At 63.1% G+C, this 19,557-nt stretch carries 20 protein-coding genes and 1 tRNA gene; 11 read left to right on the top strand and 10 right to left on the bottom strand.

Annotated elements, in window-relative coordinates; translation table 11 throughout:
• Positions 1-153: 153 nt before the first annotated feature.
• A complete protein-coding gene (locus GJR99_RS09260) occupies positions 154-1,332 on the top strand; it encodes an aspartate kinase (RefSeq protein ID WP_151111444.1) in 1,179 nt (392 codons plus the stop codon).
• Between the two features lie 203 nt (positions 1,333-1,535).
• Positions 1,536-2,882 (top strand): tryptophanase, encoded by a 1,347-nt coding sequence (locus tag GJR99_RS09255; protein ID WP_151111442.1) that lies wholly within the window; start codon positions 1,536-1,538, stop codon positions 2,880-2,882.
• Positions 2,883-2,942: 60 nt separating this feature from the next.
• Here GJR99_RS09255 and GJR99_RS09250 read toward each other — a convergent pair whose 3' ends face one another.
• Positions 2,943-3,602, bottom strand: a complete 660-nt coding sequence (locus GJR99_RS09250; protein ID WP_151111440.1) for a metallophosphoesterase family protein — start codon at positions 3,600-3,602, stop codon at positions 2,943-2,945.
• 70 nt (positions 3,603-3,672) lie between these two features.
• Positions 3,673-4,245 (bottom strand): IMP cyclohydrolase, encoded by a 573-nt coding sequence (locus GJR99_RS09245; RefSeq protein ID WP_151111438.1) that lies wholly within the window; start codon positions 4,243-4,245, stop codon positions 3,673-3,675.
• A gap of 132 nt (positions 4,246-4,377) precedes the next feature.
• On the opposite strand from GJR99_RS09245, the gene GJR99_RS09240 reads away from it, so the two are divergent.
• A tRNA-Gln gene (locus tag GJR99_RS09240) sits at positions 4,378-4,450 on the top strand.
• A gap of 218 nt (positions 4,451-4,668) precedes the next feature.
• Here GJR99_RS09240 and cgi121 read toward each other — a convergent pair.
• Together cgi121 and GJR99_RS09230 are read right to left on the bottom strand one after the other, a co-directional pair.
• Positions 4,669-5,163 carry a KEOPS complex subunit Cgi121 gene (gene cgi121 / locus GJR99_RS09235; RefSeq protein ID WP_151111436.1) on the bottom strand — a complete coding sequence of 165 codons (495 nt, stop codon included), beginning with the start codon at positions 5,161-5,163 and terminating at the stop codon, positions 4,669-4,671.
• The gene (locus GJR99_RS09230; RefSeq protein ID WP_151111434.1) at positions 5,160-7,625 is read right to left on the bottom strand and encodes an ATP-dependent DNA helicase; all 2,466 of its coding nucleotides are present in this window, start codon (positions 7,623-7,625) and stop codon (positions 5,160-5,162) included. Before GJR99_RS09230 ends, cgi121 begins: the two co-directional genes overlap by 4 nt.
• 123 nt (positions 7,626-7,748) lie before the next feature.
• Here GJR99_RS09230 and GJR99_RS09225 point away from each other — a divergent pair, with 123 nt between their 5' ends.
• The 4 genes from GJR99_RS09225 to GJR99_RS09215 all read left to right on the top strand — a co-directional run bounded on the left by GJR99_RS09225 (position 7,749) and on the right by GJR99_RS09215 (position 9,362).
• Positions 7,749-7,937 carry a hypothetical protein gene (locus GJR99_RS09225; RefSeq protein WP_151111432.1) on the top strand — a complete coding sequence of 63 codons (189 nt, stop codon included), beginning with the start codon at positions 7,749-7,751 and terminating at the stop codon, positions 7,935-7,937.
• A gap of 140 nt (positions 7,938-8,077) precedes the next feature.
• The gene (locus tag GJR99_RS09220; RefSeq protein WP_151111430.1) at positions 8,078-8,323 is read left to right on the top strand and encodes a ferredoxin; all 246 of its coding nucleotides are present in this window, start codon (positions 8,078-8,080) and stop codon (positions 8,321-8,323) included.
• 150 nt (positions 8,324-8,473) lie between these two features.
• Positions 8,474-8,560, top strand: a complete 87-nt coding sequence (locus GJR99_RS17970) for a hypothetical protein (protein WP_449405224.1) — start codon at positions 8,474-8,476, stop codon at positions 8,558-8,560.
• Positions 8,561-8,564: 4 nt separating this feature from the next.
• The gene (locus GJR99_RS09215) at positions 8,565-9,362 is read left to right on the top strand and encodes a DUF7089 family protein (RefSeq protein WP_151111428.1); all 798 of its coding nucleotides are present in this window, start codon (positions 8,565-8,567) and stop codon (positions 9,360-9,362) included.
• Positions 9,363-9,373: 11 nt separating this feature from the next.
• Here GJR99_RS09215 and GJR99_RS09210 read toward each other — a convergent pair whose 3' ends face one another.
• Positions 9,374-9,952, bottom strand: coding sequence for a DUF7090 family protein (locus GJR99_RS09210; RefSeq protein WP_151111426.1), 579 nt, complete (start codon positions 9,950-9,952; stop codon positions 9,374-9,376).
• An 81-nt stretch (positions 9,953-10,033) separates the two neighbouring features.
• A complete protein-coding gene (locus tag GJR99_RS09205) occupies positions 10,034-10,489 on the bottom strand; it encodes a DUF2391 family protein (protein WP_151111424.1) in 456 nt (151 codons plus the stop codon).
• Positions 10,490-10,594: 105 nt separating this feature from the next.
• On the opposite strand from GJR99_RS09205, the gene GJR99_RS09200 reads away from it, so the two are divergent.
• Both GJR99_RS09200 and GJR99_RS09195 read left to right on the top strand, forming a co-directional pair.
• Positions 10,595-11,275 carry a class I SAM-dependent methyltransferase gene (locus tag GJR99_RS09200; protein WP_151111422.1) on the top strand — a complete coding sequence of 227 codons (681 nt, stop codon included), beginning with the start codon at positions 10,595-10,597 and terminating at the stop codon, positions 11,273-11,275.
• A 19-nt stretch (positions 11,276-11,294) separates the two neighbouring features.
• Positions 11,295-12,191, top strand: coding sequence for a DMT family transporter (locus tag GJR99_RS09195; RefSeq protein WP_151111420.1), 897 nt, complete (start codon positions 11,295-11,297; stop codon positions 12,189-12,191).
• A gap of 20 nt (positions 12,192-12,211) precedes the next feature.
• On the opposite strand, the gene GJR99_RS09190 is transcribed toward GJR99_RS09195, so the two are convergent.
• From GJR99_RS09190 to GJR99_RS09180, 3 genes are all read right to left on the bottom strand, one after another.
• Positions 12,212-13,306: an ABC transporter ATP-binding protein gene (locus GJR99_RS09190; RefSeq protein ID WP_151111418.1), complete on the bottom strand. Its 1,095-nt coding sequence runs from the start codon at positions 13,304-13,306 to the stop codon at positions 12,212-12,214.
• Positions 13,307-13,401: 95 nt separating this feature from the next.
• The gene (locus GJR99_RS09185) at positions 13,402-15,135 is read right to left on the bottom strand and encodes an ABC transporter permease (protein WP_151113921.1); all 1,734 of its coding nucleotides are present in this window, start codon (positions 15,133-15,135) and stop codon (positions 13,402-13,404) included.
• Positions 15,136-15,204: 69 nt separating this feature from the next.
• A complete protein-coding gene (locus tag GJR99_RS09180) occupies positions 15,205-16,344 on the bottom strand; it encodes a thiamine ABC transporter substrate-binding protein (RefSeq protein WP_151111416.1) in 1,140 nt (379 codons plus the stop codon).
• A gap of 129 nt (positions 16,345-16,473) precedes the next feature.
• On the opposite strand from GJR99_RS09180, the gene GJR99_RS09175 reads away from it, so the two are divergent.
• The gene (locus tag GJR99_RS09175) at positions 16,474-17,505 is read left to right on the top strand and encodes an AI-2E family transporter (protein WP_151111414.1); all 1,032 of its coding nucleotides are present in this window, start codon (positions 16,474-16,476) and stop codon (positions 17,503-17,505) included.
• 84 nt (positions 17,506-17,589) lie between these two features.
• Here GJR99_RS09175 and GJR99_RS09170 read toward each other — a convergent pair whose 3' ends face one another.
• On the bottom strand, positions 17,590-18,366 hold the full coding sequence (locus GJR99_RS09170) for a sulfurtransferase (protein ID WP_151111412.1): 777 nt from the start codon (positions 18,364-18,366) through the stop codon (positions 17,590-17,592).
• Between the two features lie 252 nt (positions 18,367-18,618).
• Between GJR99_RS09170 and GJR99_RS09165 the strand changes: the two genes are divergently transcribed.
• Positions 18,619-19,479, top strand: a complete 861-nt coding sequence (locus GJR99_RS09165) for a sulfurtransferase (RefSeq protein WP_151111410.1) — start codon at positions 18,619-18,621, stop codon at positions 19,477-19,479.
• The last annotated feature ends 78 nt before the right edge of the window (positions 19,480-19,557 follow it).

Genomic DNA, 19,557 nt, shown 5'->3' with positions numbered 1-19,557 from the left:
CCGCACCGCGAGACGACCGAGAGGACCCTTCTCGTCGTCGGATTTGGGGAAGTCGGCAACGGTTGAAAAAGAGGACATAGTTATACGTGCCCCCGCGTTAGCCCCTCGCATGATTGAGCACCAACCGTCGAATCGACTCGTATCGGAGGGACGATGCGCGTAGTCGCAAAGTTCGGCGGCACTTCTCTCGGGAGTGGTGACCGAATCAACCGCGCCGCAGACTCCATCGCTGCAGCAGTCGAGAAAGGCCACGAGATAGCCGTCGTCGCCTCCGCGATGGGTTCGACGACCGACGACTTGCTGGACGAAATCAAGTTCGAAGCCGACGACAAAGACCGGGCCGAAATCGTCTCGATGGGCGAACGGACGAGCGTCCGGATGCTGAAAGCGGCCCTCTCGGCCCGCGGCGTCGACGCGCTGTTCCTCGAACCTGGGTCAGACGACTGGCCGGTCATCACGAACGAACTGGGCGAAGTCGACGTCGAAGAGACCCAGCGTCGCGCCGAGAAACTCGCCGAGGAGTTGGACGGCGTCGTCCCGGTCATCACGGGATTCCTCGCACAGACGATAGACGGCGAGGTTACGACGCTCGGCCGCGGTGGCTCGGACACCTCCGCGGTCATGCTCGGCAAGTACATGGACGCCGACGAAGTCGTCATCGTGACCGACGTCGAGGGTGTCATGACGGGCGACCCGCGCGTGGTCGAAGGCGCGCGCAACGTCGGTCGTATCACCGTCGACGAGCTCCGAAACCTCTCGTTCCGTGGCGCAGAAGTCGTCGCCCCCTCGGCGCTGTCGTACAAGGACGAAGCCCTCGACGTTCGCGTCGTCCACTACCAACACGGCGACTTACTCACCGGTGGAACACTCATCGAAGGCGAGTTCCACAACCTCATCGACATGCAGGAAGAACCGCTCGCCTGTCTCACCGTCGCGGGCCGAGCGATTCGGAACCGACCGGGCATCCTCGCGGACCTCTCGACTGCCCTCTGGGAAGAAGATATCAACGTGGATTCGGTCGCTTCGGGGATGGACTCTATCACGTTCTACGTCCTCGAAGAAGACGCAAATCAGGCCGAGGCGGTCCTTCACGACCGAGTCGTCACCGACGAGGCGCTCTCGTCTGTCACCGTCGAAGACGACATCGCCGTCATCCGCGTCACCGGTGGCGAACTTCCGAACCGACCGGGCGTCATCCTCGACATCGTCCAACCGCTTGCCGACGCCGGTATCAACGTCCACGACGCCATCACGTCCGCGACGTCTGTCGCCATCTTCATCGCGTGGGACGACCGCGAAGAGACGCTCAAAATCATTCAGGGCGAGTTCTAAGCTGTCGAGCGGTCGCTCGCCGAGGTAGTTTCGGTAGTCTCGGTTCCTCCTCTCTTCCTCCAGGCCGCTCCCACCCGTTTCAGAGCGTATCACACCGCTGAACACACCGATGTACACTCTCGTCCACGAACGACGAGAAACGCTCGCAGTCCCGCGTTTTTCCGCCTACAGTATTCTTCAGGGTTCCACGTGTGTCTCTGGGTATGCGATCGTACAAGGCAAAGATGGTCGAACCCATCGAACTCCCCTCTCGTGCGGAGCGAGAGGCCGCCCTCGAACGGGCCGGGTACAACGTCTTCAATCTCGACGCTCGCGACGTCTACATCGACTTACTGACCGACTCCGGAACCGGAACCATGTCTGCCGAGCAGTGGGCCGCGATGATTCGTGGTGACGAGGCCTACGCCGGCAGCGAGTCGTTCGCGAGACTCGCAGAGTCCGTCCGCGACGTGATGGGATTCGAGTACGTCATCCCGACCCACCAAGGCCGTGGCGCGGAGAACGTCCTCTACGGCGTCCTCCTCGAAGCGGGCGACGTCGTCCCGAACAACTCCCACTTCGATACGACGCGAGCGCACGTCGTCAATCAGGGGGCAGAACCCGTCGACTGCCCGTCGCCCGCCGCCCGCGACCCGAACTCGAACGAGAAGTTCAAGGGCAACTTCGACATCGACGCGGGATACGCACTCGTCGAAGACGTCGGTGCAGACGCGATTCCGGTGGTCGTCCAGACGATTACGAACAACTCCGTCGCCGGCCAACCCGTCTCGATGGCGAACATCCGCGCCGTCGCCGAGTTCGCCAAAGACATCGACGCCTTGTTCGTCATCGACGCCTGCCGATTCGCAGAGAACGCCCACTTCATCAAGGAGAACGAAGCAGGCTACGAAGACTGGACGGTTGCCGAAATCGCCCGCGAGCAGTTCGCCCACGCCGACGCCATCACGATGTCCGGCAAGAAAGACGCCCTCGTCAACATCGGCGGGTTCACCGCCATGCGTGACGAGACCACCTTCGAACACGCGAAACAGCGGGCGATTCTCTTCGAAGGGTTCCCCACCTACGGCGGACTTTCGGGACGCGACATCGAGGCGATGGCCGTCGGCCTTCGTGAGGCAGTCACGCCGCCGTACGTCTCCGACCGAGTCGAACAGGTGGCCGAACTCGGTGACCTCCTCTCTGAAGAAGACGTCCCCGTCTACCTCCCGACCGGTGGGCACGCCGTCTACCTCGACGCGGGCGAGATGTTCCCGCACGTTCCGAAAGAACAGTATCCAGGACAGGAACTCGTCTGCGCACTCTACCGGGAAGGAGGCGTCCGCGGCGTCGAACTCGGTGGATTCGCCTTCCCCGGAACCGACCGCCCGGACCTCGTCCGTCTCGCACTCCCACGGCGGACCTACAGTCGCGAACACCTCGAACACATCGCGGAGACGGCGGCGAAGGTGATGGAGACGGCCCACGAGTACGACGGCCTCGAAATCGTCGAAGAACCGCCGATGAAGGAACTCCGGCACTTCTCGGCGAAACTCCGACCCGTCTCGAACTGAGTCGGAAACCGGCGTCGCGTCTTGTGTTTTCTCTCGTCGGCGTCGAGTCTTCTGTTTTTGCTATCGACCTTCGTAGAGACGACTCCCGATTCGTTCGGGCAGTCCGACCTCGGTGACCCGTTCTGCCACGCGGTCGATATCGTATCTGACGCGGCGTTCGTCGACCGTCATCGCGTCGAGGTCGACGACGGCGTAGGCCGCCCTGGGGTCTCCGTCACGAGGTTGGCCGACGCTCCCCGGATTCAACACGATGCCCTCGTCGTAGATTTCGTGACCTTGGACGTGTGTGTGGCCCATCACGAGCAGGTCTTCACCTGAGAGGAGGGACGGTGAGAACTCCTCGGGGTAGGTGTACCGGTCTGGGTCGTCGGGGTGGCCGTGGACGAGTTTGACGCGTCCGTCGGCGGTCGTTTTGGTCTCCGGAAGCGACGTGAGCCAGTCGAGCGACGACGGCGAGAGCTCTTCGCGGGCGAAGTCGACACCTGCAGCGGCGAGACTGTTGAACCGAAAACCAGTCCCAGCGGTGACCGCCCGGTCGTGGTTTCCGGAGACGGTCGGGATGTCGCGTTCCACGAGTTCACTGACACACGCTTCGGGCCACGGGTTGTAGCCGACGACGTCGCCGGCACAGACGACCTCTTCGACCGGTGGCATGTCCGACAGTACGGAGTCGAGTGCAGGGAGATTTCCGTGCACGTCAGAGATGACGCCCAGACGCATGGCTCACGATACGGTTGCTTGATTGATAAGTTCCTGGCCGAGGTCGAAGACGGAACCGCTTCGTCTCGACTTACTCGCCGTTGTAGAAGGCTATCTCGACGTCCGCATCGACCGTCGTGGCGGCCGCACAGACGGCGTGTTCGAACTCGTGGTCGTAGAGTTCGCGTGCGGCGTCGGCGGCGCTGTCGGCCGACAGGTCGAACGCTCGCGGGTCGTCTTCTTCGTAGGTCGCGACGAGCGTCGGTTCGGTCACTTCCTCGACGAGGAGGGCGTCCTTGCGGACGATGCCGATGAAGGCCTCGTCGGCGCCGACGACGCCAGCGATGCGCGGCGTGTTGTAGTCGTCTTTCTCGTAGTCGAGTGCGAGCAGAATCTCCGCGAGGGCGTCGCGTGGGGTGTAGCCCATGTCGAGTTTCTCGGCGATGGGGTCGACCTGCGACCCGTTCCCGACGACGACGTAGTCGCCGCCTTCGCGGACGCAGTTGTAAGCGATGTAGGGGTTGTCAGTCTCCGGTGCGTCGGGCGTCGGCCCGACCGTGAGCGTTCCGTCTCGCTCGACGACCTGTCGATTCGGGAACGACCGAGAGGAGACGCGATAGGCACCGATTCCGGGACCGACGACGACGAATCGTCCGACGTACATACACGACAATGGATAGAACGAGGGCAAATAGGTGGCGGTTTATGCACGTCTATCCGACCGACTGCGAACGAATGACACGGCTCTCCAGACACGCAACGTTTACAAATACCCGCGAATTACGAGATGATGCGAAGTCCCATGGGGTAGTGGCCAATCCTGTTGCCTTCTGGGGGCAACGACCCAGGTTCGAATCCTGGTGGGACTATACTGGTCTCGCGATTCGAACGTCGGGAGGTAACTCCCGGAAGTTCGAATCCTGGTGGGACTACTTCTCTGCGTTCTACGCTTGACAGGGCACCCCGTCGCCCCCTGTTCTCCAGTTGAAACGAAGGGGTAGATTTTACAAATCCAAGGGGTTCGTTTCGAGTGGAAAAACCGCAAGACAGTGGTCGATTCTGTGGATAATGTACCTTTTGAATTCCCTCAGCGGTCCACCGTGAGAAGTGCAACTCGTTCTTTGACGAGCGCCGGGAGGTCACCGTCGGCAGCGGCTAGCTCGTCGTCACCGATGTCGAAGAACTCGCGGACGAGTTCCTCGTCGTACTCGCCGAGTGTCGTCGCCTGTTCGAGGTCCAGACGGTCGAAGAGTGCGGCCTCTGCCGTGTTCTCGTCGCCACCGTCGACGATAATCACGACCGGAATCGTCCCCTCCGAGACGCCCATCTCGAACGCTCGGTTGATTTGTCGCCGACCGCTCGCGTAGAGGATGAACTCGACAGCTCTGTCGCGGGCGATTTCGTTGCCGCGTTCGATTGCTCGGTCTGCGAGTTCGACCGCTCGTTCGAGGTGGTTACGGCCGACGACGAACCGGGCGTCGAACGCCTGAATCGTCGCACCGGTCTCCTCGGCGACGTCGCCGACGGTGGCGATGAACGAATCGAGGTCCGGAACGGTCGCTTCTGCTTCGAGCACTCTCATTCGAAATCACCCAGACTCGCCTGCTGGTTCGCGCGCTCTTTGGCCGTCTCGAATCCCGCGTCGTCGGGGACGGCGTCGTCCGGTGCGTCCGATTCGTCGACGTTCTCCATCGAGTAGTCTTGCCGACCTGCCTTCTCGAGAATCTTCTCGGCGGTCTTTCGCCGTCCACGAAGTGCCTTGAGGACGACTGCTTTGTCCGCCTCGCGCAGGTCTGCACGGGTCTCGATTCCTGCTTCGAACAATCGCCGAGCACGCTTTCGACCGACGCCGCGGACGCCTGCGAGGTCGAGTAACTCTTCGCGAACGCCGTACTCGACGCGCTTTTTCGCCTCGCGGACCGCGTACACTGCTTCGAGGTCCAGTTCGCTAGCGAGGCGTTCTGCCGCGCCGAGGAGCCACTCCGCCGTCTCGACTTTGCCGCGGATGTCGCCCGGACCGACGCCGTAGCGCTCCGTGATTCTGTCTTCGTCGACTTCGCCGACCCAGTCTTCGAGGAGTCGCGCCGTCTTGAGCGCCGAGAGCCAGTCTTCGAAGGCGACGTCTTCGTACTCCGAGGGGACGCGCCCGAGGAACTCGGGTTCGCGCTCGTAACACAGTTCGGTGTACGTCTCGCGGTCACCGGACTTGAGGTAGAGTTGGTACATGTCCGGCGTCCGGCAGACGAGGTGGTAGAGACCGAGCGGCGTCGGATAGGTGATGTCCGTCTCGAACTCGAGTTCGTCGTCGCCATCGTCGCTGCCGTCGCCGTCGCCATCGTCGCTGACCATCTCGCTGGCCTTTTGGAAGCCAGCGGTTGGGTCGGGCTCCGGTTCTGCTTCGCGTTCAGACGCTGACTCTTCGTCCGTCTCGCCCGCCAGCGCGCGGAGTTTCTCGGTTCGATGTTTGGCCGACCACTCGAGTCCGTCGATGATTTCGGCCGCGCTCATCGGGTCGAGGTAGAGGCGCGAGACGGTGTGCCCGACCGGCGTCGCCTGGATGCTGTCTCCCTCGAATTCCACGAATCCGTTGATTTCGAGGTAGTCGAGGACGCGGTCTGTCACCTGTCCTAATCGTTCTGGGTCGTCGGTCTGGGCGGCGTAGAGCGTCTGGTCGAGGAATTCGAGCAGTCCTTCGCGAGTGTGGGCGAATCCAGAGGCGATGGTCGCCAGCAAGTGGGTCCGAAGGGCGGGTTCGGCCGCGAGTTTAGAGTGCACGTCCTCTGCGTCGGCCCAGATGTATCGCTCGAACAGTTCGTCGCGTGAGTCGGCGTCTTTGGCGAGGAGGACCGCTTCGCCGTAAGGGTCGAGTCCCGGGCGTCCGGCACGGCCCATCATCTGGTGGATTTCGAGGACGTCGAGCGGCTTCATGCCGCCGTAGTCACCGTCGTAGCGCTGCCAGTCGCGGACGACGACGCGGCGACTCGGTGTGTTGACCCCGGCGGCGAGCGTCGGCGTCGCGCAGATACACTTGATGAGTCTGTCGCGGAAGGCGTCCTCGACGAGTGTTCGGTGTTCCGAGGCGAGGCCGGCGTGGTGGAACGCTGCGCCCTTGGCGACCACTTTCGCCAAGTCCTCCGACGTTTCGGTGTCGGAGATGTCGCGTATCTCGGCGGCCAGTTCCGCGAGTTCACCGCGTTCGTCGCCCGTGATGTACTGTTCTGTCACGTCGGCCATCCGCCGGGCGGCAGACTCGGCGTTTCGCCGCGAGTTGACGAACACGAGTGACGACCCTTGGTCGTCGTCGTCGTCGCCGTCGAGGGCGTCGGCGACGAGTGCCGGCGTCTGTCGCTCGCCGCGTCCGACGGGCACCTCTCGTTGGCTTCCGTCGTCGAAACTGATGGCGTTGCCGTAGTGGACGCCCATCTTCAGGTCGATGGGTCGCCAGTCGGACTGGACGAGTTTGGCGTCCAACCAGTCGGCGACGACGTCCGCGTTGCCGACGGTGGCCGACAGCGCGACAGTCTGCAGATTCGGGTTGAGTCGCCGGAGTTTCGCCAGCGTCACTTCGAGCGTCGGCCCACGGTTTCTGTCGTCGACGAGGTGGACTTCGTCGGAGACGACGCAGGTCAACTGGTCCATCCACGCCGCGTTGTTGCGGACGAGCGAGTCCACTTTCTCGGAGGTTGCGACGATGATATCGCGCGACGAGAGCCACTCACCGGTGGATTCGTAGTTCCCCGTGGAGACGCCCACGTCGATGCCGTACTCTTCCCAGCGCTCGAACTCGGCTTTCTTCTCCGAGGCGAGCGCTCTGAGCGGGACGATGTAGAGTGCCTTCCCGCCGCGTGCGACGCTCGACAGCATCGCGAGTTCCGCGATGAGTGTCTTTCCACTCGCCGTCGGGACGGCGGCGACGAGGCTCTCGCCGTCGGTCAAGCCGGCCTCGACGGCCTCGGCCTGCGGTGGGTAGAGTTCCTCGATACCCTCGTCGTGGAGGGCCTCGGGAATCCCCGTCGGCAGGCCCGTCAGGTCCGCTGTTCGCATTGCGTCTCTCTTGGACCGTCTTTCGGTTTAAGCCATCGGGTCGGGACGGTGGGTCGGGAGTCGTCACACGGAGCGAGTATCTGTTCCGAAGGTATTTGTCGACGGCCCGGAACGACTTTGCACATGATACGTGAGAAGACTATCAAGATAATCGAACTGTTCGTTCGCCTGTTCGGGGCCGGCCTGGTCGTTGTCGGCGTTTTATCTTTCGACTGGTCTCCACTCTTCGGCGTTCTCTTCGTGGGAGGTGGCCTCTTGTTCGCGTTCCGTCCCTCGCTCGCGGTCGACCTGCTGGACTTCGTTGCGACGTGATTCTGACTCTCGCTCGAACGAGGGAAAACTGCCTGCGCGGGTCTCGAACTATCGACAGTCGCCAGACACAGGCTTGCCGCCCGCCGAGAACTCCGTGACACGTCGGCAGGGCTATGTATGCCCCAGCGGAAGGTCCCGACATGAGAGTCGAGTACGACCGCGACACCTGTATCGGAATCTTCCAGTGTGTCGACGAGTGGGAGGCGTTCCAGAAGAACCTCGACGACGGAAAAGCCGACCTCGACGGCGCAGAGGAGACCGACGACGGAACGTTCGTCCTCGAAATCCCCGAAGAAGACGAGTTCGACGCGAAGTTCGCCGCCCGCGTCTGTCCCGTCGAGGCGATTCGCATCATCGACGACGACGGCGAGCAACTGATTCCCTGAGGAGTCGTCTCCGTCGAACGCTTTTGTTAGCGCTCCGAAACATGTGAGTGGCGACCGTGGTGACTGTCTTCAAACCCCTTCGTTTCGAGTGGAGATTTGCCCGACGACAGACTGTAAGGGTTTAAGCGGCGGGGCAGTAATCGTGCCAGTATGAGCCAAGCGACGAAAATCGTGCTCGGGACCATCGGTGTGTCGGCCCTGCTGGCCGTCGTCCTCATCGGCATGAGCCTCGCCTGACGAGATGTTCGACCAACGCACGCTGCCGCCGGACCTCGAATCGGTTCGCGACGAGTACGCACCGGGCGCGCTCGTCTTAGACGTCGCCGGGGATTTCGACACGATACCCCCGGAAGCCGCCGAGAACCTTGGCCTCGTGGTCGAATCGCTCTCGCCGGCGGCGTTCCCCCAAGAGTGGCTACCAGACGACGCGCCACAGGCGCTCCGTCTGTACGCGTCGTCGGATTTCACCATCGGGATGCCCGAACACGGGACGGTCACGTGGACCGACCAGACGACGCCACCGGTCGTCCTCGTCAAGTATCGGGCGAAAGGGACGCCCGAAGACTTCCTGGACTTCCTCATCGCCGAGGCGCTGGTCCAGGCGGGGGCCGACGACGTTCCCGAGCAGTTCTTGCCCTTCTTCGGTGCGCAGTACCGCGAACTCGCAGAGTCGATACCGCTCGGCCCGAACGAAGTGTATCAGGTCGCTGCCGCGCTCTTCGACGCGTGGGTCGGTCTCCACACACGCGAGGAGTTCGCCTCGTGGGACGGACGACACGACAGACTCTACGACGCGTGGGTCGACGCGGGCGAGCGACTCGACGACAGACTCGCCGACCTTCCTCGACTCGTGGCCACCGGCCGACTCTCGTTCGCCGAGGCGACGGAGTTCGCGTGCTCGGCCATCAAACACGGCCGAGAGCTCCCCGCCCCCTTCGCGGCACTCGACACGGCGGCCTACCTCGACCACGGTGCACCCTACGCAGTTCGGTGGGCGCAGAAGACGTTCGAACAGTTGACCGAACTGCGAGACGACTGAATACGGCCGTCTTAGAACTCGGTCGTGACGCTCCCGTCTTCGTTCAGGTCCACGATACCGTCGAACAGTTCACGGAAGCGGTCGAGCGTCTCCTGGTCGTGGACTTCTTTCGAGAGGTGGAACAACCCGACTGCGTCGTACTCTTCGAGCAACTCCAGAATCTGTTTCGTCGCTTCGTAGGCACGGTCTTCGTCGGCGTAGTACGCCATCTCGGTCACCGAATCGACGCTGAGTCGGAGTTTCCCGTCGTGTCGTTCGAGGAACTCTCGCGTCTTCTCGACGATGCCGTCGAGGTTGTCGGGGGAGGCGACGTAGTAGATGTTGTCCGCGCTCCGTCGGGAGTAGCCACGTTCGATAGAGAGCGTGTCGAGGATAGTCGCACGCGACTCGTCTACTTCGTAGTACTCTAACTTCTGTTCGACCTCACGGGCGGTGGTCCGCGTCGAGATGACGAGGAAGTGGTCGGTGTCGACCTTGAAGAAGTCCGTGTCTATGCGGTCGGTCTCGCCGATGCTCGGATGAAGAAGCAAGATACCTGTCCCGCCCGGAATCGTCTCGGGCGTCTCTTCGATGGCGAGCTCGTAATCCATACTGAAAGCAGATACTCTGCGGACTTAATGCTTCATGTCAATTCACCCCTCGACGCGTCGAAATCCCGAGGCGACGTGGGGTCAAAACAGCGAGTCGGCCGTCGCGGCACCGATGACGCTGAACACCGCACCGACGCTCGTCGCTTTGAGCGTAATCCCGAGGACCGCGAGGTCGAGTTCGACGCCGAACGCCTCGACGACGACGCCCGACACGTCGGAGAGGAACGTCCCCGGCGCGTCGAAGGCGAGTGCGAGGATGAACACCGAGAGGTACGCCACGCTGATGAGCGAGATGAATCGGATGGGGACGCCGCCGACTTCTTTCTCCTTGTCGGGGTCGCGGTTGTCAGCCTTGTAGAGCGTGCCGTAGCCGACTGTGAGGACGATAACGAGTGTGAGCAGGCCCTGTAGGACCGACATACTTCGGGCGAGGACCCACACCTCCTCGGTGACGACGAACGGACCGGCTAACAGAAACCCTCCGACGATCTGTTGTGCCGTGTCAGCGAGCGCGAATCGGCGGCGAACTCCGACCATACACCGCTCGTCGGGGTGGCTACCATTAAGTGACGCGCCTGTTTTGACCGCCGCGGTGCGACTGTGCTTCGAACTGATTTTGTCCCCGGCCGGTGAGGAGGAGGTATGAGAGTCCGCGACGAGTTCGACGCCTGGGCGGCCGACGGCCGCGACAAGGGCATGGAGGACCGACACTGGCACACCGCGAAGCACGCACTCGCACGCATGCCGATAGAAGAAGGTGACACCGTCGTCGACCTTGGAACCGGCAGTGGCTACGCGCTCCGCGCCCTCTACGACACGAAAGGAATCGGCCGCGGGTTCGGCCTCGACGGGGCACCCCAGATGGTCGAGAACGCCCGTGAGTACACCGATACCGACGACATCTCGTACCTCGTCGGCGACTTCGACGACCTACCCTTTGCCGACGACAGCGTCGACCACGTCTGGTCGATGGAGGCGTTCTACTACGCACCCGACCCGCACCACACGCTCGAAGAAGTCGCTCGCATCCTCAAACCCGGCGGCACGTTCTACTGTGCAGTCAACTACTACGAGGAGAATATCCACTCCCACGAGTGGCAGGACAACATCTCTATCGAGATGACGCGCTGGTCGCACGCGGAGTACCGCGAAGCGTTCCGCGACGCCGGGCTCTACGTCGCCGAACAGGACTCCATCGCCGACATGGACATCGAGATTCCGCCGGCAGCCGAGTTCCCGACCGACGGCTGGGAGACGCGCGAAGATATGGTCGACCGCTATCGGACCTTCGGAACGCTCCTCACCGTCGGCGTCGCACCCTGAACCGTCGCTCTCTCTCCCGATGAACCGGACCTCCCTCTTTGGCTTCGCTCCGCTCCTCGCGTCGGCGCTCTGGGGTGGGATGTACGTCGTGAGTAAGTGGGGGTTCGACGCGATTCCGCCGCTCACGCTCGCATTCCTGCGAATCGTTCTGGGTGCGGCGGCACTCGGCGTCGTCGTCGCCGCGACGACACCTCGGCGGGCGTTCGACCGGGAGGAGTGGCGACGGTTCGGTGGTCTCGCAGTCTGGTTGACGGCCGCGCTCACGACGCAGTTCGTCGGGACAGACCTCACGAACGCCAGTCAAGGCTCTGTTCTCACCGTCTTGACCCCCGTGTTCATCCTCGCACTCGGCGTCGCCGTCCTCGGTGAACGACTGAGTCGGCGTTCGCTCGTGGGCAGTACCCTCGCCGTTTTCGGAACACTCGGCGTCCTCGCCGGACGAGGTCTCGACGGTATCGCGACGAACATCGACCCGGTCGGCGTCGCACTGCTCGTCCTCTCGTCGTTCTTCTTCGCTGGCTTCACCGTCTACGGAAAACCCGTCATCCGACGCTACTCTGCGCTCGAAGCCGTCACGTACGCGACGATTCTCTCGGTGCCGCTGTTCGGGTTGTTCGTCCCATTCGAACTCGCCACTCGCGACGTCTCGCTCCTGGCGGTCGACCTCACACCGGCCGTCGTCGGCGCGGTGTTGTACCTCGGAGTAGCCAGTACGGCGGCGGCGTGGTACTTCTGGTACAAGGGAATGGAGTACACTGACGCGAGCCACGTCGCCGTCTTCTTCTTCGCACAACCGGTCGTTGGCACGCTCCTCGGTGTGGCGTTTCTCGGAGAACAGGTGGACGTTGGATTCGTCGTCGGTGGAGTCGTCCTCGCCGTCGGCGTCTATCTCGTCAGCACCGATTCTCCGGCGTGAACGTGCCTGCAACCCTGCAGTTACTCGACGACGTGCGCTGCATCGGCGTCGAATCCGACGTCGAGTTCTGACCCGAGTTCGACCGTCTCGTTCCCGTCGTCAGCGACGACCACGGTCAGTTCGATTCCCTGCCAGTCGAATCTGATTCGCGTGGCTGAACCCTGGAACTCGGTCTCGACGACGGTGCCGCGAATCCGGTTTTCCCCTGCGTCGAGGTGCAGGTCCTCGGGCCGAACGCAGAACGTTATCGCCTCGCCAACGTCGCCATCGACGCCGTCGAGGACGAACGTCTGGTCGCCGACTCCGACCTCGACCCCCTCTGTTTCCAGTCGAGACTCGACGACATCGGCGAGTTGCCCTCGTCGGCCCGTCAGACTGCGTGTGACGACACCGTCGAGGACGTTGTTCTCGCCGACGAACTCCGCGACGAATCTTGTCTTCGGTCGGTGGTACACCTCGCGGGGCGTCCCGACCTGCTCGACGCGACCACGGTTGAGGACGGCCACGCGGTCGGAGACGGCGAGTGCTTCGGACTGGTCGTGAGTGACGTACACCGTCGTGACGCCGAGTTCGGACTGGATGCGTTTGACTTGCCGTCGGAGACGCTCTCGCAGGCGAGCGTCAAGCGCCGACATCGGTTCGTCGAGGAGGAGGAGGTCAGGCCCCGGTGCGAGCGCACGGGCGAGGGCGACACGCTGTTGTTGGCCACCCGAGAGCGAGTCGGGTTCTCGGTCTTCGAATCCGGCGAGGTCCACGAGTTCGAGGAGTTCTGTGACACGTTCGTCTCGGGAGACGTCACCCGGTGGGTCGGCGAATCGGAGGCCGTAGGCGACGTTCTCGCCGACGGTCATGTGCGGGAACAGCGCATAGTTCTGGAATACGACGCCGACCCCCCTCGCTTCGGGTGGAACCCCGTCCATCGACTCACCGTCGAACCGGACCGTTCCGTCGGTCGGTGACTCGAATCCTGCGATACAGCGGAGTGTCGTCGTCTTCCCACACCCGGAGGGGCCGACGAGCGTGAAGAACTCGCCTTCTTCGACCGACAGCGACACCGAGTCGAGTGCCGTCGCCGTGCCGTAGCGTTTCGACACGCCGTCGAGTTCGAGTTTCACGGGGCTCCCTCCGGGTTCACGTCTTTCAGTCTTCGTGCGATGAGTATAACTCTCCGTACCACTGGTTGGACGCGATTCCTGTTCTTGTCGGTCGCTCATAACTCGCCCCACCTCCCACCGAACCGGTCCACAACGAAGAAACTGACAGACGTGACGGCGAGGAGGACACACCCCATCGCCGTCGCGGGGCCGAGTCTGCGACCCAGTAGTCGCTCGACGGCGACGGGCATCGTGTACCGCCCTGCGCCTTCTGCGAGGATAATCGTGGAGTCGAACTCGCCGATACTGATAGCGACAGCGAAGGCGGCACCCGCGACGACGCCCGTCCAGACGAGTGGGAGTTCGACGTCGAGGAGGGCACGGGTTCGGGTCGCACCGAGACTCCGCGCCGATTCGACGAGTCGGTCGTCGAGACGAGAGAACAGTGGTGCGACGTTTCGCGTGACGAACGGGTACGCACTGACCGAGTGGGCGGCCACGATGGCGAGTGCGCCGGTCACACGAATCGTCGTGCCGAAGACGTCGACGCCGAAGACGAGTCCGCGCAGGAGGCCGAGGCCGACGACGATTCCCGAGACGGCGAAGGGGGCCATCGCCAGCGCGTCGATGAGGGTCCGACCTCGGTAGCGTCTGGTCGTCAGCACGGCCATCGTCACGCCCATCGGGACGGCGACGAGGAGCGTCCCGGCGGCGAAGAGAAGCGAGTTCCCGATTGCAGGGAGCGGTTTGACTTGGAACGTCGCACCGGTCGCCTGTCGCTCCGCGAGGAAGGCGTAGTGCTCCAGTGTGAGGCCACCGTCAGCGCCGGTGACGCTCGCCAGAATCATACTCGCGATGGGGACGACGAACACGAGGCCGACCACGAGCGCGTACGCGGCGATGCCGACGGTCCGGAGCGTCGCTTTCGGCGTCCACCGAGTCGGGATGACCGTCTGTCTCGGGAGTGGGTTCGCGGACCCACCGGCGGCACGCTGATTCGCCTCGTAGCTGAGGTACACCACCGTCAGACCGAGCGAGATGACCGTCTCGACGACGGCGAGACTCGCGGCCTCGGCGTACGCGAGGTCACGCACTTTGGCGAAGACGAACACCTCGATGGTCGCCAGTTGGAACCCGCCGAGCGCGAGGACGATGGGGAACGACGCGAAGGTGAAGATGAACGTCAGCGTCGCACCGATACCGATTGCGGGGAGGAGTTGCGGGAGGACCACGTCACGAAACGCTCGCCGCGGATTCGCCCCGAGTGAGCGAGCAGTCTCGACGGCGCGTGCGTCGACGCTCTCCCACGCGGCGGTCACCACGCGAGCGACGAGGGGGGCGTTGTAGAAGGCGTGGGCGATGACGATGGCTTCGAGCGTGAACAGCAACTCGACCGGCGGCAGGCCGACGACAGAGAGCGCACGGTTGAGCGTGCCGTTGCGCCCGAACGTCGCCACGAACCCGATAGCGACCATGATAGAGGGCATGACGAACGGGAGGATGGTGAGGGAACGAAGCGTCTCGCGGCCGGGGAACTCGAAGCGGGCGAACAACCACGCCGCGGGGAGACCGAGTGCGAGACTGGCCAGCGTCGAGTAGAACGCCTGTTTCGCCGTGAACCAGATGATATCGACGAGATAGAACTCGCTCGTCAGAATCGCCGTGAGCGGTTCGAGGGTGAACGCGCCGTCTTCGAGAACTGCGTCTGCGAAGACGGTGGCGACGGGGTAGTAAAAGAGGACGACGAGGACGACGGCGGTGAGTACCGCAACGACCGAAAGCAGTCGCTGTTCGAGGGCGTGGAAGGCCGACCGAACTGGCCCCTTGGTCGCTTCAGAGAGTGTCTCGATGGTACTCACAGAATCTCACCCGACGTGTACTGCCAGAACTGAGCGTGGTGGAACTCGGTTCCCGCGTGGTTACTTGCTGGCGAACTCGCGGGCCCACGCGTCGGTCCAGTCACTCAAGTTGTCCTTGAGACGGTCGTACGAGAAGGTGACGGCTTCCGGGGGTTCCTGCGCGTATTTGGCGAACTCTTCGGGGAGCTCTGCCGTCGTCGTCGCCGGGAACTGAACGTTGCGCACGGCGATTTCGGCTTGCACCTCGGGTCGGAGGACGAAGTCCATGAACGCCGATGCGAGGCCGGGTTCGGCCGCGTCGGCGAACGTCGCCATCCCCTCGGGGTTAGCGTAGCCTTGGTCGTTCAGGAAGCGAATCTGGTGTTTGGCCATGTCGGCACCGGACTCCTTGGCGTAGACCTGGTCGGTCGAGTACGAGACGACCATCGGCGCTTCGCCGTTGGAGTACGCCGTGTACGAGTCCGCCCAGTTGCCGAGGACGCGCACGTCGTTCTCCTTCAACTGTGCCCAGTAGTCGAGATAGCCGTCTTCGCCCTTCGCGTCGATGGTGTGGAGCAAGAACGCTTGGCCCGTCGCCGACGACGTGGGGTTCTGTGCGAGCAGTGCGCCCGAGTATTCGGGGTCGAGCAAGCCATCGAACGTCTCCGGCGCGACGAACTTCTCACCCTCACCCTGCGTCTCGTCGTAGACGAGCGAGATGTAACCCGTGTCGTAGGGAATCGCACGGCCCTGTGGGTCGAACTCTAACTGCTCGTTCACGTCACCGCGCCGCGAGAGGTCCTCTGCCGGTGCGAACAGTGGGTCGTCGAGTTTGTCGTCGATGCGGACGAGCATCTGCGCGTCGAGTCCGACGTAGAGGTCTGCGCCCGACTCGACACCGCGTAGTGCGCGTTCGATGTAGTGGTTCACGCCCGCGTCTGGGGTCTGCCACTCCAGCGTCGCGTCGAACTCGGACTCGAACTGGTCTTTCAACCAGACGCCGGGACTCGAACTCGGTGCGTCGACGAACGACCCGTAGGTTCCGACGGTGAGTGTCTGCTCGTCGCCGCCAGTGGTCGTTCCCTGTGTGGTCGTCGTCTCCGCCCCACCCGTCGACTCGGTCGTCGTCGTCGTCTCGTCGCCCGTCGTTCCGGTACACCCCGCGAGGAGTGCGGCAACTCCACTCGCGCCGGCCGCCTTCAGATACGTTCGACGTTTCATTACTCGGTTGTTGTACTCGGTGGTATTTAATCGCGGTGGTGTGTACCCTCCCGGTGTTCGACGTCGAAACCGGTCTCCTCCGCTCTCGTCGGCGGAACGATTTTGCACTCTGCGAGAGAATTCACGCAGATGAAAGGTTCGCGCCCGTACGTTCTCGGCGGGGTTCTGGCGCTGTTCGCGCTCCTCGCGGCGGTCATCCTCGTGGACGTTCTGGGAACGGTGTTCTTCGCTATCACCGTCGCGTACTTGCTCGTTCCGCTCAGACGGCGTCTCGAAGTACGCGGTGTGTCACGGTGGATGGCGAGTGCTGCCACGACAGTCGTCGCCGCAGTCGGCGTCTTCGTCGTGCTCGCACCGCTCTTCGTCATCTTCTTTCTCCGCTTGAACGACCTGCTGGCACTCGCGTCACTCATCCCCGACGCAGTCTCGTTCGAACTCCTCGGCATGTTCTACGAAGTGACGCTCGCCGAGGTGCTCGCAGTTATCTTCTCGCTGATTCGGTCGATTGGTCGGTCGGTGGCGACGACCGCACCCGTCGTCTTCATCAAACTCACGTTGTTCAGCTTTCTGGTGTTCTCGCTGGTCCTCGGTGGTGGTTCGGCCGGCCGAACGCTCCTCGCACTGGTCCCGACGGAGTACCACGACGCCGTCAGAGCCCTCGAATCACGGGCACGCGAGACGTTGTTCGCCATCTACGTCTTGCAGGCGGCCACTGCGGTCGGCACGTTCTTCATCGCGTTCGTGGTGTTCTCGGCACTCGGATACGAGTACGCCATCACGCTCGCGACTGTGGCCGCTATCCTCCAGTTTATCCCCATCGTGGGCCCGAGTTTCCTCCTCGCCGCGCTAGCACTGTATCAGGCCGCAGTCGGCCAGTTCGTGGCTGCCGTACTCATCGTCGTCGTCGGTGGGTTCGCCATCGCGTGGCTTCCGGACATCCTCATTCGTCCGCGCCTCGCCCGAGAGACGGCACACCTACCCGGAAGTCTCTACTTCGTTGGGTTCGTCGGCGGACTGCTCAGCCTCGGTCCCGTCGGCATCATCGCTGGGCCACTCGTCGTCGCCTTACTCGTCGAGTCTGTGGCGCTCTTGGGTGACGAACTACACGTCGAAGACGACGACCCAACACCCGACACGTCGGACTCACCGGTATCTGAATAGTCACTGAACTCGCCGGTAGCTGAATAGCCACTGAACTCGCCGGACAGACTCGCTCGCCCCGACACCGTACGGGTACAAACGCTGCTACTCCCTGACGATAGCACCGTCTCGTGCTTCCCACTCCGTGAGGCTTCCTTCGTAGAACTCCACGCCGTCGTAGCCGAGGTGCGAGAGCACGACGTACGTGTGACTGATTCGGCGGGCGGTGTTACAGTAGAGGACGATTCGGTGGTCGGGTGTGATTTCCACTGATTCGAGGACCGATTCGAGTTCGTCGCGGGGTTTCAGGCCGCGTGTTTCGTCGTCGACGAGCTCGCGCCAGTCGAGGTTGACCGCGCCGGGGAGATGCCCCTCGTCGAACTCCTCGGGGTCGCGCGTATCGACGATGACTGCCTCGGGGTCGTCCAGCGCCGCTTCGACCGCCTCGAAACCGACCAGTGGCGTCTCCTCGGCCGTCGTCACCTCGTAGGTCACGTCGGGCAGTTCACTCGCGTCGGTCGTCGTCTCGTACTCGCGGTTCCACGAACTGAAGTCGCCATCGAGGAGGTGGAGTTTCGCCGGGTCGTGACCGTACAGCAGTGCCGTCACGAGGAACCGGGCCGCGAAGACGCCGTGGGTGTCGTCGTAGGCGACGACATCGTCGTCGGCCGTGATACCCGCGTCCGACAGCAACTCGGCCCACGCGTCCCGGCCGGGGAGCATCCCTACGTCTCCCTCGGTGCTTCGAAACTCGTCGAACGGGACCGACGCGGCAGTCGGGAGATGTCCGATACCGTCGAACTCCCACTCGTCGCGCACGTCGACGACGCGAACGTCACCGAGTCGTTCTGACACCCACGCCGCAGAGACCACGTCTACCATACTCGTACGTTCCGTGCCGGCGGGTTTAGGTTCGTGGCTCGATGCACCCCTCGCCACGTGTCCGAAATACCGGAACTTCTTACCGCAACGACCATTCTCCGGCCGAGAGACGGGGATATCAGTCGAGTTGCAGCGTGAAATCGAGCGACCACCCCGCAGTATCGAGGCAATATTTACTCCATCACCCGAGGACAGGCCGTACATGCCGTCGCTGAGAGAGTTATCCCCATCGCGGGCGTACTCCTCGATGCAATGTCAAGCTCCGATTACGCGAAGGACGTACTCGTCTCTGCGGACTGGGTGGAGTCCCACTTAGACGAGTTCCAGAGCGACGACCCGGCGTATCGACTCGTCGAAGTCGACGTCGACACCGAGGCGTACGACGAAAGCCACGCTCCCGGTGCCATCGGGTTCAACTGGGAGTCCCAACTGCAGGACCAGACGACGCGCGACGTCCTGACGAAAGAGGACTTCGAGGACCTCCTCGGGTCGCACGGCATCTCCGAGGACTCGACTGTCGTCCTCTACGGTGACAACTCGAACTGGTTCGCCGCCTACACCTACTGGCAGTTCAAGTACTACGGCCACGAGGACGTCCGCCTGATGAACGGTGGCCGCGACTACTGGGTGGACAACGACTACCCGACTACCGACGAAGTACCGTCTTACCCCGACACCGAGTACACGGCGCGAGGCCCCTACGAGGAGATTCGCGCCTACCGCGACGACGTCCAGAAGGCGGTCGACAAGGGCCTGCCGCTCGTCGACGTCCGCTCGCCCGAAGAGTTCACTGGCGAGATTCTCGCTCCGCCGGGACTCCAAGAGACCGCCCAGCGCGGTGGCCACGTCCCCGGTGCCAGCAACATCTCGTGGGCCGCGACGGTCACCGACGACGGCACGTTCAAGTCCGCCGACGAACTCCGTGACCTCTACGCCACCGAGGGCATCGAAGGCGACGAGTCCACCATCGCCTACTGCCGCATCGGCGAGCGCTCGTCTATCGCGTGGTTCGCCCTGCACGAACTGCTCGGCTACGACAACGTCGCCAACTACGACGGGTCGTGGACCGAGTGGGGCAACCTCGTGGGCGCGCCCGTCGAGAAAGGGAAGTAATCGAGTCTCGCTTTCGGTTCTTTTAGTGCGCTACTCGGGAAGACGCAACTACCGATAGCGGCAGGTGTGTCCGACCAG

The organism is Haloferax marinum, from assembly GCF_009674625.1.
Lineage (GTDB): Archaea > Halobacteriota > Halobacteria > Halobacteriales > Haloferacaceae > Haloferax > Haloferax marinum.
This window is presented reverse-complemented; position numbering and strand designations above follow the sequence as displayed.